This window comes from Achromobacter sp. RTa, assembly GCF_000757485.1.
Lineage (GTDB): Bacteria > Pseudomonadota > Gammaproteobacteria > Burkholderiales > Burkholderiaceae_B > Achromobacter.
This window is the reverse complement of record NZ_JPYO01000045.1, coordinates 573,604-588,576: the sequence shown is the minus strand read 5'-3', so window position 1 is coordinate 588,576 and position 14,973 is coordinate 573,604. Positions and strand designations below refer to the sequence as shown.

The 14,973-nt window shown below is 68.0% G+C and carries 16 protein-coding genes; 8 read left to right on the top strand and 8 right to left on the bottom strand.

The annotated features are described in order from the left end of the window. Window positions 1-120 precede the first annotated feature (120 nt). Window positions 121-495, top strand: coding sequence for a co-chaperone YbbN (locus JL37_RS27040; protein ID WP_043548106.1), 375 nt, complete (start codon window positions 121-123; stop codon window positions 493-495). Window positions 496-673: 178 nt separating this feature from the next. Here the strand turns inward: JL37_RS27040 and JL37_RS27035 are convergent, their stop codons facing one another. From JL37_RS27035 to JL37_RS27010, 6 genes are all read right to left on the bottom strand, one after another. Next, window positions 674-1,258 carry a YigZ family protein gene (locus tag JL37_RS27035; protein ID WP_043548281.1) on the bottom strand — a complete coding sequence of 195 codons (585 nt, stop codon included), beginning with the start codon at window positions 1,256-1,258 and terminating at the stop codon, window positions 674-676. Between the two features lie 38 nt (window positions 1,259-1,296). Then, window positions 1,297-2,094, bottom strand: coding sequence for a transporter substrate-binding domain-containing protein (locus JL37_RS27030; RefSeq protein WP_052097619.1), 798 nt, complete (start codon window positions 2,092-2,094; stop codon window positions 1,297-1,299). A gap of 17 nt (window positions 2,095-2,111) precedes the next feature. Next, the gene (locus tag JL37_RS27025) at window positions 2,112-2,885 is read right to left on the bottom strand and encodes an ABC transporter permease (protein ID WP_043548104.1); all 774 of its coding nucleotides are present in this window, start codon (window positions 2,883-2,885) and stop codon (window positions 2,112-2,114) included. Then, entirely contained in the window at window positions 2,882-3,880 is a 999-nt protein-coding gene (locus tag JL37_RS27020) for an ABC transporter substrate-binding protein (protein WP_043548102.1), read from the bottom strand. The genes JL37_RS27025 and JL37_RS27020 overlap by 4 nt, the downstream gene beginning before the upstream one ends. Window positions 3,881-3,950: 70 nt before the next feature. Beyond that, window positions 3,951-4,721 carry an ABC transporter ATP-binding protein gene (locus JL37_RS27015; RefSeq protein WP_043548101.1) on the bottom strand — a complete coding sequence of 257 codons (771 nt, stop codon included), beginning with the start codon at window positions 4,719-4,721 and terminating at the stop codon, window positions 3,951-3,953. Window positions 4,722-4,826: 105 nt separating this feature from the next. Next, on the bottom strand, window positions 4,827-6,053 hold the full coding sequence (locus JL37_RS27010) for an MFS transporter (protein ID WP_052097618.1): 1,227 nt from the start codon (window positions 6,051-6,053) through the stop codon (window positions 4,827-4,829). Between the two features lie 208 nt (window positions 6,054-6,261). Here JL37_RS27010 and JL37_RS27005 point away from each other — a divergent pair, with 208 nt between their 5' ends. From JL37_RS27005 to JL37_RS26975, 7 genes are read left to right on the top strand one after another with little or no spacing between them, the layout of a single operon-like run. After that, window positions 6,262-7,503: a CaiB/BaiF CoA-transferase family protein gene (locus tag JL37_RS27005; protein WP_052097617.1), complete on the top strand. Its 1,242-nt coding sequence runs from the start codon at window positions 6,262-6,264 to the stop codon at window positions 7,501-7,503. A 53-nt stretch (window positions 7,504-7,556) separates the two neighbouring features. Then, complete coding sequence (locus JL37_RS27000; RefSeq protein WP_043548099.1) at window positions 7,557-8,522, top strand: tripartite tricarboxylate transporter substrate binding protein; 966 nt, start codon at window positions 7,557-7,559, stop codon at window positions 8,520-8,522. Window positions 8,523-8,534: 12 nt separating this feature from the next. Beyond that, a complete protein-coding gene (locus tag JL37_RS26995; RefSeq protein WP_043548097.1) occupies window positions 8,535-9,017 on the top strand; it encodes a MaoC family dehydratase in 483 nt (160 codons plus the stop codon). Beyond that, window positions 9,014-9,796: an enoyl-CoA hydratase/isomerase family protein gene (locus tag JL37_RS26990; protein WP_052097616.1), complete on the top strand. Its 783-nt coding sequence runs from the start codon at window positions 9,014-9,016 to the stop codon at window positions 9,794-9,796. The genes JL37_RS26995 and JL37_RS26990 overlap by 4 nt, the downstream gene beginning before the upstream one ends. A 5-nt stretch (window positions 9,797-9,801) precedes the next feature. Further along, entirely contained in the window at window positions 9,802-10,197 is a 396-nt protein-coding gene (locus JL37_RS26985) for a Zn-ribbon domain-containing OB-fold protein (protein ID WP_043548095.1), read from the top strand. Continuing rightward, a complete protein-coding gene (locus tag JL37_RS26980; protein WP_043548093.1) occupies window positions 10,194-11,351 on the top strand; it encodes a thiolase in 1,158 nt (385 codons plus the stop codon). The genes JL37_RS26985 and JL37_RS26980 overlap by 4 nt, the downstream gene beginning before the upstream one ends. Window positions 11,352-11,370: 19 nt before the next feature. Next, complete coding sequence (locus JL37_RS26975) at window positions 11,371-12,147, top strand: SDR family NAD(P)-dependent oxidoreductase (RefSeq protein ID WP_043548091.1); 777 nt, start codon at window positions 11,371-11,373, stop codon at window positions 12,145-12,147. 42 nt (window positions 12,148-12,189) lie between these two features. Here JL37_RS26975 and JL37_RS26970 read toward each other — a convergent pair whose 3' ends face one another. Together JL37_RS26970 and JL37_RS26965 are read right to left on the bottom strand one after the other, a co-directional pair. Further along, window positions 12,190-13,794: an ABC-F family ATPase gene (locus tag JL37_RS26970; RefSeq protein WP_043548090.1), complete on the bottom strand. Its 1,605-nt coding sequence runs from the start codon at window positions 13,792-13,794 to the stop codon at window positions 12,190-12,192. A gap of 147 nt (window positions 13,795-13,941) precedes the next feature. Then, entirely contained in the window at window positions 13,942-14,946 is a 1,005-nt protein-coding gene (locus JL37_RS26965; protein WP_043548088.1) for an MDR family oxidoreductase, read from the bottom strand. Window positions 14,947-14,973 lie beyond the last annotated feature (27 nt).

Here is a 14,973-nt window from a genome sequence, read left to right as displayed (position 1 = left end):
CCGGCGCCAACCATTGCGGCGCAACGGCCCCCCGCTCTACTATGGCCGAAAGAGCACAGAACGCCGTAGCGTCGCCGATCAGACACCGCTATTTCGCCGCTTGCGCGGCAAGGATTCAAAATGAGTACCGTTGAACTCACCAAAGACAGCTTCCAAGACGCAATCACCCCGGACGGCACCCTGATCGTCGATTTCTGGGCGCCCTGGTGCGGCCCGTGCCGCGGCTTCGCCCCGGTCTTCGAGCAGGCAGCCGCCGAGCACCCCGACGTCACGTTCGCCAAGGTGAATACCGACGTCGAACAGGAACTGGCCGGCGCGCTGGGCATCCGCTCGATCCCGACGCTGATGGTCTTCCGCGAGAAGGTCCTGCTGTTCTCCCAGCCCGGCGCCCTGTCGGCCGGCCAGCTGAGCGAACTGCTCACCAAGATCAAGGAAGTGGACATGGAACAGGTCCACAAGGAAATCGCCGCCGCCCAGAACGGCCAGGACGCGTAGGATGGGTGGAGCGCGGCAGTTCCTAGGCAAGAGCCCAGGTGCTCAACGCGCGAAACCCATGCGGCCGTGGGCGGACAGTGCCCCTGTGTAGGCCGAAAAACAGTCTGCCCACGGCCGCATGGGTTTCGCGCGCTGGATACTTGAGTTCTTCGTTAAGAACTCTCGCGCTCCCCCCATCCTACGTCGGGTCCCAGGCGGCGCGGCCGCGCGTGATGTTGGCGACGGTGACGGCCAACTCGGCGACCGCCGCGCGCGGCACCGTGAAACGCAGCGCCGCGCCTTCCGCATTGAAATCTTCCTGCAGGATAGCGGCTCCCGCCTGCGCCAGGCGCGACTTGAGCAGCGGCAACTCCGCGAAGCCGCAAGTGCACGAGACGGTCGCCAGATCCACGATCTCGGTCCGCTCTCCCAGGCGCAGGCAATTCGCCGCGCAGCCGCCGTAGGCGCGCACCAATCCCCCCGCCCCGAGCTTCACCCCTCCGAACCAGCGCACCACGAGCACGGCCACCCGGTCCATGTCCTGCCCTTCGATGGCTTGCAGGATGGGGCGGCCGGCCGTGCCGCCGGGCTCGCCATCGTCGTTGAAACGGTATTCCTGCCCGATGCGATAGGCCCAGCAGTTGTGGGTCGCCTCGGGATCGCCGCGCTCGGCGAAAAAGCGCATGGCCTCGTCCACAGAGGACACCGGCGTCGCATACGCGGCAAAGCGGCTTTTCTTGATGTCTTCCTGGTAGGAACAGGGAGCGGTCAACGTGTGCGTCATGCCCGGCATTGTAAGTGGCGGGCGCGGGCGGCGGCCCGCTAACCGTGGCAGTCGGGGACTTCCTGGTCCAGGTAGACGTCGAAGGCCACGTCGCGCGCCCACTTGGCCGCCATGGCCTTCCAGGCACTGGCGCGCTCCCAGGCGCGCATTTCCTGGCCCAGCCAGCCGCGGCTATCGGGGTCGCCAGCCGGCAGCAGCCATACGCGCTCCTGCCTGGCGCCGTCGGCCGCCAGCGTGGACGAGAATTTCTTCCACTCTGGAAAGCGCATCAACGGATCCCAGACCGCATCGTCGACCAGCCCGATATCGCAGCTGCCTTCGCGCACCGCGACCAGCGCGTCGGACGGCACGCGGTAGGTGCGCACGACGGCGCCCCAGCTCTCGGCCAGGGCCTTGGACGCGGTTGCAGCCTCGGCCATGCAGACGCTGCGGCCGCGCGCGTCTGCCGGATTGCGCAGCCGCGTATCGCTGCGGATCACGGCCTTGGGCCGGGAGGCATAACCGGTGGGCTGGACCGCCACCGATGCCGGCTGGCCCGCTGCGCCATCCGCCAACGCCAGGTCCACCTCGCCCGCCGCCAGCGCGGCCGCGGCCTGCTCCGGCGGCACCCGCGCAAGGCGGACCGGCAGGCCCAGGCTCTGCCCCAGCCTGTCGGCCATGCCGGCATCCAGGCCATCAGGCGTGCGTATCTTGGCGCCCGCCACGGGCGGCGGCGCCAGATAAGGCACGCCCACCACCAGTTCGCCCCGCGCGCGCGCCGCCGCGAACGGCTCGGCCTGCGCGGCGCCGGCCGCCAGGCAGGCGCCGAGGGCGAAGCAGCATAGATGGCGGATCATGCGGGCCTCCGTCGCGCTCAGACGTACTGGTAGCGAAGCAGGCGGTGCTTGAGATTCTCGAGCACGAACTGGTCGATCAGGGCCGCCAGCACCGCGATGACGAGGATGTTGGTCATGACGCCGGTCATGTCGGCGATCTCGCCCGAATAGGCCAGCGAGCGCCCCAGCCCCTTGCCGAAGCCGATCAGCATCTCGGCCGAGATCAGCGCGCGCCAGGCGTTGCCGAACGCGAGCTGGGCGCCCGTGATGAGTTCCGGCATGACCGCCGGCAGGTAGACGCGCTTGACCAGGCCCCAGGGCGTGGCGCCCATGACGCGCGCCGCCGAAACGTGCACGCGCTGCACGGATTCGGTGGCGTTCATCACGCTGAGTGCAGCCGGGAAGAAGGCGGACAGCGCCACCACCACGATGATGGGCGTATTGCCGAAGCCCATCACGATCAGGAACAGCGGCACCCAGGCGATCGACGGAATCGATTGCAGGATGACGATGGCGCTGCGCAGCACTTCGCGGAAGAAAAACAGCACCGCCGCCACCAGCCCGAAGCCGATGCCCGCGGCCAGCGCCAGGCCATAGCCCGCGCCCAGCCTGCCCAAGGTGCCCAGCAGGCTCTGGTGGAAGGATTGCTTGCCGAGGTCCTCGAAGAGGCGCTCGATCACGGTCGGCACGCTCGGCATGAGGAAATCCGGCAGCGCGAGCGACGCCATCTGCCACAACGCCAGGATGAACAATACGCCCAGGACGCCCGCGAGGTGCTTGCGGGCGCCGGTGACTCGAGTGGATGCGCTCAAAGCTTGCGAGCCTCTTGCCAGGACAGGTCGACGATGCTGGACACGTCGTACGGCTTGCCGTCGCGCGTCTTCAGCGAACCCTGGGCCTGCAGGATGTCAGCGATCTCCTGCATGCGGCGCGTGTCCTTGTCGGTGAGCTTGGGCGTGAAGACCTGCGTGCCGATTGCTTCGGCAATGACCGTTTCACGCGGAAGCTCGCCGCGGGTCAGCGTCTTGAGCGTGGGCTCGGCGATGAAGTAGGAAGCGATCAGCTTGGAAGCCTGCGCGGGTTCCTTCTGCAGCAGCCCGATGGCCTGGTTCTGCGCATCCAGCGCCTTCCAGACGTCGTCCTTGCGCTTGGCCAGCGTCTCGCCCGAGGTGATCACGACCATGCAGGGGAACGGCCAGGCCTGGCCCACTTCGTAGATCTGCTTGACCGGGGCGACCAGTTGCGCGATGCGGTCGTAGGGTTCGAACAGGAAGGCCGCGTCCACGCGCTTGCCCACCAGCGACTGCACCGCCACGGCCGGGCTGACGCCCATGATGTTGACATCGTCGGCGCCCAGGTCGCCCTGCTTGAGCACCACGCCCTTGAGCACCACGTCGGCCGTGCTGCCCTCCGCCTGCGAGGCCAGGGTCTTGCCCTTCAGGCCGGCGATGTCCTTGATGCCGGAGTCGTCGCGCACGATCAGCGAATGGTAGCCCTGCTGCGCGCCGCCCACCACCTTCAGGTCGGCGCCCTTGGAAGCCCAGGCCACGGCATTGGTGAAGCCCAGCACGCCGATGTCCAGCTGCCCGCCGACGATGGCCTTGATCAGGTCGGTGCCCGACTTGAACTCAATCAGCTCGGAATCCAGCCCGGCTTTTTTGTAATAGCCGCCTTCCTGGGCGACGATGGCCTGCGCATCGTCCATCACGCGCAGGTAGCCCACGCGGAATTTCTCGGCGGCCATCGCGGGGGCCGCTGCCAGCAGCGCCGCAGCCAGCGGCAGGGACAGCCATTGCTTCAATTTCATGAGAGGAGCTCCAGGGGAATCAGGAATCGGCGGCGCGACAGCGCCGCCTGGAAGAATCAGGTCGGGGTCGTCAGGCGGCCAGCGCCAGATCGGCGTGGGCGCCCGCCCCGTCCACCGCAATGCCGAGCAGGCGCAGGATCTCGCGCTTCTCGTCGGCCAGGCCGGACAGATCGTGGGTCTTTTCGTGGTGCGCCAGGTTGAACTCGCGCAGCACGCGCGCGGGGCGCGGGCTGAAGACGATGATGCGGTCGGCCAGGAACAGGGCCTCGTCCACGTCGTGCGTCACGAGCAGCACGGTGGGCTTTTCCTGGGCGATCAACTGGCGCAGCACATCCTGCAGGCTCAGCCGGGTCAGCGCGTCCAGCGCGCCGAAGGGCTCGTCCATGAGCAGCGTCTGCGGCTGCGCGATGAAGGCGCGGGCCAGCGCGGCGCGTTGGCGCATGCCGCCGGAAACCTGGTGGGGGTAGTAGTGCTCGAAACCCGCCAGGCTGACGCGCGCCAGCCATTGGCGGGCGGCCTCCCGGGCGCGGCTCTTGGGCGTTTTCTGGAATTCCAGCGCCAGCGCCACGTTGTCCAGCAGGGTTAGCCAGGGATACAGCGCATGTTCCTGGAACACCAGGGTGCGGCTGGGATGCGGGCCGGACACGGCCTTGCCGTCGGCCAGCACGCTGCCCTGCGTGGGCTTTTCCAGGCCGGCGGCCAGATGCAGCAAGGTGGACTTGCCGCAGCCCGACGGGCCGACCAGGGCGACCAGTTCACCGGTCTTGATTTCGCTGGCAAAGCCGTCCACCACGGGCAGTTCGCCGAAGTGCTTGTGGACGTGGTCGAAGGTAAGGTTCATGGAACGAATCGTGGCGCGCGTGGAAACGAGCCTCAAATCTAACAATTCGTTATATGAATCCAAACAATCAATATCGCATGTCTTAAGTGCTTTTGGTAATAAGCGTCACGCCACAGAAGGCTTGGCGGCCTCGCGGACGGCATGGCGCTGCAGGCCGAAGGCGATCAGAAAGCCGATCAGCACCGACATCGCGGCCGCCAGGAAGATGGCCGGATAGCCGAAGCCGCTGGATATGTAGCCGGCGATGGGGCCGGTGATGCCCAGCGCCAGGTCCAGGAAGGCGGAATACGCGCCCAGCGCCGCGCCGCGGCTGCCGGCGGGCACGCGCGCCACCGCTTCCACGCCGATGGCGGGAAACACCAGGGCGAAGCCGCAGCCAGTCAACGCAGCGCCCAGCAGGGCCGCGCCCGGATTGGGCGCCAGCCACAACAGCAGCAGGCCGGTGGACTCGACCAGAAAGGAAACCTGCGCCACGCGGAAGCCGCCGAAGCGCGTGATGGTCCCGGCGAACAGCAGCCGCACGCCTATGAACGCGCAGCCGAAGGCGCTCAGCGCATGCGCCGCCCCGTTCCACGACGCACTGGCGTAGTACAGGGCCACGAACGCGGCCAGCGTGCCGAAGCCCACGGAGCCCAGGCCCAGCGCCATGCCATGCGGGAACACGCGCAACACCACGCTCTTGAACGCCATCCGGTGGCCGCCCACGATGGCGACCGCCGCGCGCGACACCGCCATCCCCAGGCCGGCCAGCCCCAGCAGCAGCACCGCGCCGCCCAGCGCGCCCATGCTCCATTCCTTTTCCAGGTACACGCCCAGCGGCGCGCCCAGCGCCAGGCCGCCGTAGGTGCAGATCCCGTTCCAGGAAATGACGCGCGCGGTGTGCAGCGGGCCCACTCGGGCGATGGCCCAGGTGGCCGAGCCCGTGCCCACCCAGCTTTCGCCGAAGCCCAGCGCCAGCCGGCTGGCGATGATCGTCGCCAGGCTTAGCCAGGCGCTGCGCTCGAAGGCATAGGCCAGCAACAGGAACACCCCGCTGGCCGCGCAGGCGGCCATGCCGATCACCACCGTCTGCTTCGGGCCCACCGTGTCCGCCATGCGGCCGGCATGGGAGCGGCTGAGCAAGGTGGCGGCGTACTGCACGCTGATCGCCAGGCCCGCCAGCACCGAGCCGTAGCCGAGCTGGCCGTGGACATAGCCCGGCAGCACCGCCAGCGGCAGGCCGATGGCCAGATAGCAGATGAACGTGAAGAAGGCGATCGAAACGATGCGGAACGTCAGCGCAAACGCGCCGATCTGCGCGCCGTCGGGCGCGGTGTGCGGTATGGGGGACATGAGGGGACGGAAAAGATGCCTGGCCGAAGCGGCGCCAGGGTTTACCCGGATGATAGCGCAAGCAAATTGGCAAACGGCTGAATGCCGTGCTTTCCGGCCGGCAATACGCAGATCGAATCGATATCACGCAAAACGATATTGGACGCCCTATGCCCCGGTCATTAAGGTGGGTTCAGGACATAACGGGGCCCACCCCGATCGGAGCCGTATGGAACGAGACAACACCAGCGCCGCGCAGCCGCCCGGCGCGCTATCCCATCTGAAGATCCTGGACCTGACGCGCGTGCTGGCCGGCCCCTGGGCGACGCAGACCCTGGCCGACATGGGGGCCGACGTGATCAAGGTCGAGCGGCCGAAGGAAGGCGACGACACCCGGGGCTGGGGGCCGCCCTTCCTGGTGGACGAAAACGGCGCCGAAACCCGGGACTCGTCGTATTTTCTTAGCGCCAACCGGGGCAAGCGCTCCATCACCGTCGATCTGGCCACGCCCGAAGGCCAGGCCCTGATCGTCGAACTGGCCCGCGATTCCGACGTGCTGGTCGAGAACTACAAGGTGGGCACGCTGGCGCGCTACGGCCTGGACTACGACAGCCTGCGCGCGATCAACCCGCGCTTGATCTACTGCTCGATCACCGGCTTCGGGCAGGACGGCCCGTACGCGCCGCTGCCCGGCTACGACTTCGTGTTCCAGGGCATGGGCGGCCTGATGAGCATCACCGGGGATCCCGCCGGCGAACCGATGAAATCCGGGATCGCGATCACAGACCTGCTGACGGGGGTCTATACCAGCACGGCCATATTGGCCGCGGTCGAGCACCGGCGCGTCAGCGGCGTGGGGCAATACATCGACATGTCGCTGCTGGACTGCGTGGTCACCATCTCTTCCTACCAGGCCATCAACTACTTCCTGTCCGGCCGCGTGCCGCAGCGCATGGGCAATGCCCATTCCAACATGGTTCCCTACCAGGTGTTCCGCTGCAAGGAAGGCGAGGTCATCATCGCGGTGGGCAACGACGCGCAATTCCGGGCGTTCTGCGGCGCCATCGGCCGCCCGGACCTGGCCGCGGACGAGCGCTACGCCACGGCGGGGCGGCGCAACCGGAATCGAGAAACACTCATCCCGCCGATCGCCGAGGCCATGCTGACGCGCGCCATGGGCGATTGGGTGCAGGCGCTGCAGGCCGTGAACGTGCCCTGCGGCCCCATCTACAACATGGAACAGGTGTTCCAGGACCCGCACGTGCGCCACCGCGGCATGCAGCTGTCGCTGCCGCACGCGGCCGGCGTGCATACCCCGTCCGTGGCGAATCCCATCCGCATGAGCGACACGCCGCTGCGCTACGAGCGAGCGGCGCCCACCCTGGGCCAGCACACCGACGCGGTGCTGCGCGAGAGGCTGGCCCTGAGCGAGGAGCGCATTGCAGAGCTGAAGGTCAAAGGCATCGTCTAACCCCCCACCAACCGCCGTCGCAGCATCCATAAGAGCACAAAGGAGACAACACCATGCGCATTCCCACCGCCGCGGCCTGCGCCGCACTGGCCCTTGCGGCCATCGCGGCCGCCCCCGCCCGCGCCCAGGACGCTCCCGTCCGCTTCGTGGTTCCCTATCCGCCGGGCGGCGCCGCCGACCAGATCACCCGATTGGTGGCGCAGGAACTCGCCAAAGATGGCGGCGCCGCCATCATCGTGGACAACAAGCCCGGCGCCGCGGGCATGATCGCGGCCGACCACGTCGCCCGGGCCAAGCCCGACGGCAAAACCTTCTTCGTCGGCTCCAATGCCCCGCTGGTGGTCAACCAGGCCTTGTACGCGAAGATGACCTACGACCCGGCGAAGGACTTCGTGCCGGTCTCGGGCATGGCCAAATCGCCGCTGCTGCTGGTGGTCCGCCAGGACCTGCCGGCCAAGGACGTGAAGGCGCTGATCGCGCTGGGCAAGCAGTCTCCCGGCAAGCTCACCATGGGTTCGGCGGGCACCGGCAACATTACCTATCTGGCCGGCGAGTACGCCGTCAGCAAACTCGGCTTCCAGGTCACGCACGTGCCTTACCAGGGCAGCGCGCCGGCCATCGTCGGCCTGATGGGCAGCAGCACCGACATGATGTTCGACGCCCTGCCCTCCAGCATGGCGCAGGCCCAGGCCGGCAAGATCCGCCCCTTCGCCGTGCTCGACGACAAGCGCTTTGCGGGCCTGCCCGACGTGCCCACCGCCGCGGAACTGGGATATCCCGGCATCGACGCCAGCGCCTGGTTCGGCCTGGTGGCGCCCGCCGGCACGCCGTCCGCCGTGGTCCAGCGCATGAACCAGAGCGTCAACAAGGCGCTGGCGCAGCCCGAACTGCAGCGCAAGCTCACCAGCATCGGCGCGGTTCCCATGCCTGGAGACGCCAAAGTATTCGCGGCCTTCGTGCAGGCCGAGCGCGACCGCTGGCTGCCGGTCGCCCGCGATCTCGGCCTGAAGGCGCAATAAGGAGGTTCCGCCATGATTACCCTGGACTCGCTCGAGGCGCTGCGGGCCTTCGCCGGACAGCCGCCCGCCCTCACTCCCTGGCAAACCGTCGACCAGGACACCATCAACCGCTTTGGCCTTGCTACCGGCGACACGCAATGGATACACATGGATCCGGAGCGCGCCAAGGCCGAATCCCCCTACGGCGCGGCCATCGCCCATGGCCTGCTGACGCTCTCGCTCCTGCCCGGCCTGTTCGCTTCCGCGATGCGCTTCCCGAACCGCCGGCTGGCGGTGAACTACGGGTTCGACCGCGTGCGCTTCACGCAGGCGGTCAAGGCCGGGGCGCGCATCCGCGCCGCGTTCTCCCTGGCCGCCATGGACGAGCTGCCGGACGGCCAGGCGCGCCTCAACTGGGACGTGCGCATCGACATCGATGGCGAGCAGCGGCCCGCGCTGGTCGCGCGCTGGCTGACGCAGGTCGCCTACCACAACGGCAACAAGGAGCAGTCATGACATTGAAGATCACGCGCCACGGCGCCACCGCGGTGCTGACGATGGACCGGCCCGACCAGCGCAACGCGCTCAACCTGGAGATGCGCGACGCGTTCGCGCGCGCCCTGCCGGAATTGCGCGAGGACGACGGGATCAAGGCCGTGGTCCTCACGGGCGCCGGCGGGCATTTCTGCGCAGGCGGCGACATCAAGTCCATCGCGCAAGCCCACGCCCAGGGCCTGGACGCATTTGAAGGACGCGAGCGCATCCGCAAGATCCACCGCTGGTACGACGCGCTGGTGGACCTGGAAAAGCCCGTGATCAGCGCGGTGGACGGCGTCGCCTTCGGGGCCGGCCTGTCGCTGGCGCTTTGCGCCGACTACGCCATCGCGGGGCGCGGCGCCACCTTCTGCGCGGTGTTCGCCCGCATCGGCTATGTGCCGGACATGCTGGGCATGTACCTGCTGCCGCGCGCCGTCGGCTTGGCGCGCGCCAAGGAACTGGTGTTCACCGCCCGGGTATGCGAGGCCGAGGAGGCATTGCGCCTCGGCCTGGTGCAGGCCGTGTGCGACGGCGATCCCCTGGATCAGGCGCTGGCCATGGCCGAACGCTTCCACGCCGCTCCCACGCAGGCGCTGGGCCTGGCCAAATCGATCATGAACCGGACCTACGAATCCACCCGGGAGGACATCTACACGCAGGAAGCCATGGCCCAGGCGATCTGCCGCGACAGCGCCTACCATCGCGACGCCGCCCGGCGCTTCGTCGAAAAACAGCCGCTGGCCTACAAATGGGATTGAACCGCATGCCTACGCAAAACACCTCGGCCGACCCGGCCCCCCAGGCTCGCTACGAAGCCTATCTGGACGAAGGCCGCTTCATGCTGCAGCGCGACCGCGCCAGCGGCGAGCATTTCTTCTATCCGCGCGTGGCGGCGCCGCGCAGCGGTTCGCGCGACCTGGAATGGGTCGCGCCCAGCGGGCTGGCCCGGGTCCATGCCACGACCGTCATCCATCCACGGCCCCCCGAACCGCCCTACGGCGTGGTGCTGGTGGACCTGGACGAAGGGCCGCGGCTCATGTCCCGGGTGGAGGGCATGCCCGCGCACGAAGTGCGCATCGGCTTGCGGGTGCGTGCCCGCGTCGTCCAGGAGGCCGGCCGCGGCGTGCTGGTGTTCGAACCCGTATCGGAGCAGGCATGAGCCAGGATCATTTCCCGCGCGGCAAGACCGCCATCGTCGCCGGCGCCACCTACGGCATCGGCCAGTCTCCCGGGATGAGCTCCATGGACCTGGCCGTCGCAGCCAGCCTGCGCGCCCTGGACCAGGCAGGCTTGCGGCCCGACCAGGTCGACGGCCTGTTCATCGGCCTGCCCGACGACTTCATGTCCGGCCTGGGCTTCGCCGAGTACCTGGGCATTTCGCCCCGTCTCACGGAAAACAACCGCACGGGCGGCTCCTCCTTCCTCACGCACGCGATGTGGGCGGCGCTGGCGCTGGAAGCCGGCCAGTGCGACGTCGCGCTCATTGCCTACGGCAGCAACCAGCGCAGCGCCGCCGGCAAGCTGGTCAGCTCCATGCGCCCCTCGCCCAACGAGGCTCCCTACCGCCTTGCGCGGCCCGTGGGAGCCTATGCGCTGGCGGCCTCGCGCTATGCCCATCAGTACGGCCTCAAGCGGGAACAGCTGGGCGCGGTCGCCATCGCCGCCCGCCAATGGGCCGCGCTGAATCCTGAGGCCTATCTGCGCGAGCCCCTGGACATGCAGCAATACCTGTCGGCCCGCATGGTCGCCGAACCGCTGGGCGTGCGCGACTGCTGCCTGGTCACGGACGGCGCCGCGGCCGTGGTGATGACGCGCGCCGACCGCGCCCTCGACCATTGCGCTCGGCCGGCCTACCTGCTGGGAGCCGCGGCCGCGACGGACCATCGCGAGATCACCAATATGCCCGACCTGACCGTCACGGCGGCCGTGCAGAGCGGCGCGCGCGCCTACGCCCAGGCCGGCGTCCGCCCCCAGGACATCGATGTGCTGGAGCTCTACGACGCCTTCACCATCAATCCCATCCTGTTCCTCGAAGACCTGGGCTTCTGCGCCAAGGGCGAAGGCGCGGCCTTCGTCGAGAACGGGCGCATCGCGCCGGGCGGCGAACTGCCCGTGAACACGAACGGCGGCGGCCTGTCCTGCGTGCATCCGGGCATGTACGGCCTGTTCACCATGGTCGAGGCGTTCGTCCAGCTTGCCGGGCTGGGCGGCGCGCGCCAGGTGCCCGGGGCGCGCCTGGCGCTGGCGCACGGCAACGGCGGCGAATTGTCCAGCCAGGCCACGCTGATCCTCGGCGGCGCCGAAACGCTCTGACATCAACCAAGGAAACGACATGAACCCCACAGCCTATCTACTCGACCAGCGCAGCATCATCGTGACGGGCGCGGCCCAGGGCATCGGCCGCGCCATCAGCGAACTGGCGCTGCAGCTCGGCGCCCGCGTGACCGCGGTGGACATGAACGCGGATGCGCTGGCGGCCTTCGAACGCGACGCTCCCGAAGGCCGGCTCCTCACGCTGGCCGGCGACGTCTCGGACGCGGCTTTCGCCGCTTCCGTGATCGAACAGACCGCCGCGCGTTTCGGCGCGGTCGATGGCCTGGTGAACAATGCAGGCATCACGCGCACCGCCATGATCGAGAAAATGACGCAGGAAGCCTGGCAGAAGGTGATCGACGTGCATCTCACCGGCTCGTTCCAGTTCCTGCAGGCGGCCGGCCGCCACATGCTGGCCGCGGCCCGATCGACGGGCAAGCCCGGCGGGGCCATCGTCAACATCACGTCGGACGCGGGACGGCGCGGCACGATCGGGCAGATCAATTACGCGGCGGCGAAATCCGGCGTGCTGGGGCTGACCATGAGCGCGGCGCGCGAATGGGGCAAGTATGGGATACGCGTGAACACCATCGGCTTCGGCGTGGTGGAAACGCCCATGACGGAAACCATACGCGGGGACAAGTTCCGCGACACCTACCTGTCGCAGATCTCGCTGGGACGTTTCGGGCAGGCCGCGGAAGTGGCCTGGCCGGTGTGCTTCCTGCTGTCCGACGCCGCCTCGTACATCACGGGGCAGCATATCTATGCCAACGGCGGCATGACCATCGGCATGTGAGCTGGACGCGCCCGGGCCGCCGCAGGCGGCCGGGCGTGGGCATCAGGCGTCGATGCCGCGGGAAGTCAGGTAGTCGTCGTAGCCGCCGCGGTAGTCGACGATCTCGCCCGAGGGCAGGATCTCGATCACGCGGGTGGCCAGGCCCGACACGAACTCGCGGTCGTGCGAAACGAAGACCAGGGTGCCTTCGTACTTTTCCAGCGCGAACTGCAGCGACTCGATCGATTCCATGTCCAGGTGGTTGGTGGGTTCGTCGAGCAGCATGACGTTGTGCCGGCCCAGCATCAGGCGGCCGAAGGTCATGCGGTTCTTTTCGCCGCCCGACAGCACCTTGGGCGCCTTGGGCAGGTCGTCCGCCGAGAACAGCAGGCGGCCCAGCACGGAGCGGATCGACTGATCGTCGTCGCCGGGCTGGCGGTGTTCGCCCATCCAGTCAAGCAGGTTGACGTCGGTCTGCAGGAACTGGTCGGACACGTCCTGCGCCATGTAGCCCAGGTCCGCGTTCTCGGACCATTTAACCGAACCGGCGTCCGGCTGCAGCTCGGTGGCCAGCAGGCGCAGCAGCGTCGTTTTGCCGACGCCGTTGGCGCCGATGATGGCGATCTTCTCGCCGGCATCGACCATGGCCGAGAAGTTGCGGATGACCGGAGCGTCGTAGGCCTTCGACAGGTTCTCGACCGTGACGGCCAGACGGTGCATGACCTTGTTCTGCTCGAAGCGGATGTAGGGGTTCTGGCGCGACGACGGCTTGACCACGACCTGCTCGGACTTGATGCGGTCGATCTGCTTCAGGCGCGAGGTGGCCTGGCGCGACTTGGACTTGTTGGCGGCGAAGCGGCGCACGAAGTCCTGCAGTTCGGCGACGCGTTCCTTGGCCTTGGCGTTGTTGGCCACCAGGCGCTCGCGGGCCTGGGTGGAGGCCAGCATGTAGTCGTCGTAGTTGCCGGGGTAGATGCGGATCTCTCCGTAGTCCACGTCGGCCATGTGCGTGCACACCTGGTTCAGGAAGTGGCGGTCGTGGCTGATGATGATCATCGTGCTCTGGTAGCTGTTGAGCACGTTCTCCAGCCAACGGATCGTGTTGATGTCCAGGTTGTTGGTGGGCTCGTCCAGCAGCAGGACGTCGGGATTCGAGAACAGGGCCTGCGCCAGCAGCACGCGCAGCTTCCAGCCCGGCGCCACTTCGCGCATCGGCAGATTGTGCTGGTCGACCGCGATTTCCAGGCCCAGCAGCAGTTCGCCGGCGCGCGCTTCGGCGGTATAGCCGTCGTATTCCGCGAATTTGGCCTCGAGTTCGGCCGCGCGCATGTAGTCGTCCTCGGTCGCTTCCGGGTTCGCGTAGATGGCGTCGCGCTCGGACATGGCAGCCCACATCTCGGTATGGCCCATCATGACGACGTCCAGCACGCGCAGGTCTTCGAAAGCGAACTGGTCCTGGCGCAGCTTGCCCAGGCGCACGCCCGGCTCCAGCGACACGTTGCCCGCCGAGGGCTCCAGATCACCGCCGATGATCTTCATGAAGGTCGACTTGCCGGACCCGTTGGCCCCGATCAACCCGTAGCGGTTGCCTTCCCCGAACTTGACGCTGACGTTCTCGAAAAGGGGTTTGGGGCCGAACTGGATGGTGAGATTGGCGGTGGATATCACGGTGTTTTTTAGAGGCTAAGGGCGTCAAGGACGCGTGCGGGAAACCTGACATTGTACCAAGCCCGTCTGTCCCCCGCCCCGCCGGGCCCGTTCGCCCCTGCTGCGCCGTCCGTACGGCCGTCCCGCGCCCGGGCGGCCGGCCCCCGCTCACCCGTTCACGTCGATGACGTATCTACCGCGGTTGTTGCCTGCCATCAGCCTCGCGGCGAGTTGCGGCACCTGGCCCAGCCCGGCGGTCGCAGCGATATCGGCGAACGGCGTTTCCCCATAGACCCGCCCCAAGCGCGCCCAGGCCTCACGCCGCCTGGCAGCCGGGCACATCACCGAATCCACCCCCGCCAGGCGCACGCCGCGCAGAATGAAGGGCATGACGGTGCCGGGCAGATCCGCGCCGCCCGCCAGCCCGCAGGCCGCGACCACACCGCCGTATTCGAGCGACGCCAGCACGCGGGCCAGGACCTTCGACCCCACGGTATCGATCGCGGCCGTCCAACGCTGGTTTTCCAGGGGTTTGGGGACCTCCGCCCATTCGGCGCCCGCAATGACCTCGGCCGCGCCGAGCGACATCAGGTACGGATGCACGGCCTCGCGCCCGGGCTGCACCAGCGCGGCGACCCGGTATCCCAGCCGCGCCAGCAGCGCTACCGCCACGCTGCCGACGCCGCCGGACGCCCCGGTGACCAGCACCGTCCCGGCGCCGGGCCGGGCTCCCGCCGCTTCGAGTTCCATGACGCAGAGCATGGCGGTAAGCCCGGCCGTGCCGATGGCCATGGCCTTGTAGCTGTCCAGCCCGTCCGCAAGAGGCACCAGCCATTCCGACCGGACGCGCTGCACCTGGGAATAGCCGCCCCAGAAGCGCTCGCCGACGCTCCAACCGGTCAGCACCACCGGCGTTCCGACCGGATAGTCCGGCGCGCTGGACGCCAGCACGGTGCCGGCCAGATCGATGCCCGGCACCATGGGGAAGTCGCGCACGATCCTGCCCGTGCCCGTCACCGCCATCGCATCCTTGTAGTTCAGGCTGGAATAGTCGACCTTGACCGTCACGTCGCCGGCGGGCAATTGGGCAATGGTCAGGTCCTGCAACCCGCACTGCGTCCTGCCGTCTTCCTGCGTGAGCACCAGGGCCTTGAATGGATCGTCATGCTTCATCGGCTTTCCTCTGTGGTTGATTGTTGC

Excerpts from the sequence above, each read along its gene's own strand:
- JL37_RS27040 (WP_043548106.1), top strand. The coding sequence starts at position 121 with ATGAGTACCGTTGAACTCACCAAAGACAGCTTCCAAGACGCAATCACC.
- JL37_RS27035 (WP_043548281.1), bottom strand. The coding sequence starts at position 1,258 with ATGACGCACACGTTGACCGCTCCCTGTTCCTACCAGGAAGACATCAAG.
- JL37_RS27030 (WP_052097619.1), bottom strand. The coding sequence starts at position 2,094 with ATGATCCGCCATCTATGCTGCTTCGCCCTCGGCGCCTGCCTGGCGGCC.
- JL37_RS27020 (WP_043548102.1), bottom strand. The coding sequence starts at position 3,880 with ATGAAATTGAAGCAATGGCTGTCCCTGCCGCTGGCTGCGGCGCTGCTG.
- JL37_RS27015 (WP_043548101.1), bottom strand. The coding sequence starts at position 4,721 with ATGAACCTTACCTTCGACCACGTCCACAAGCACTTCGGCGAACTGCCC.
- JL37_RS27010 (WP_052097618.1), bottom strand. The coding sequence starts at position 6,053 with ATGTCCCCCATACCGCACACCGCGCCCGACGGCGCGCAGATCGGCGCG.
- JL37_RS27005 (WP_052097617.1), top strand. The coding sequence starts at position 6,262 with ATGGAACGAGACAACACCAGCGCCGCGCAGCCGCCCGGCGCGCTATCC.
- JL37_RS27000 (WP_043548099.1), top strand. The coding sequence starts at position 7,557 with ATGCGCATTCCCACCGCCGCGGCCTGCGCCGCACTGGCCCTTGCGGCC.
- JL37_RS26995 (WP_043548097.1), top strand. The coding sequence starts at position 8,535 with ATGATTACCCTGGACTCGCTCGAGGCGCTGCGGGCCTTCGCCGGACAG.
- JL37_RS26990 (WP_052097616.1), top strand. The coding sequence starts at position 9,014 with ATGACATTGAAGATCACGCGCCACGGCGCCACCGCGGTGCTGACGATG.
- JL37_RS26985 (WP_043548095.1), top strand. The coding sequence starts at position 9,802 with ATGCCTACGCAAAACACCTCGGCCGACCCGGCCCCCCAGGCTCGCTAC.
- JL37_RS26980 (WP_043548093.1), top strand. The coding sequence starts at position 10,194 with ATGAGCCAGGATCATTTCCCGCGCGGCAAGACCGCCATCGTCGCCGGC.
- JL37_RS26975 (WP_043548091.1), top strand. The coding sequence starts at position 11,371 with ATGAACCCCACAGCCTATCTACTCGACCAGCGCAGCATCATCGTGACG.
- JL37_RS26965 (WP_043548088.1), bottom strand. The coding sequence starts at position 14,946 with ATGAAGCATGACGATCCATTCAAGGCCCTGGTGCTCACGCAGGAAGAC.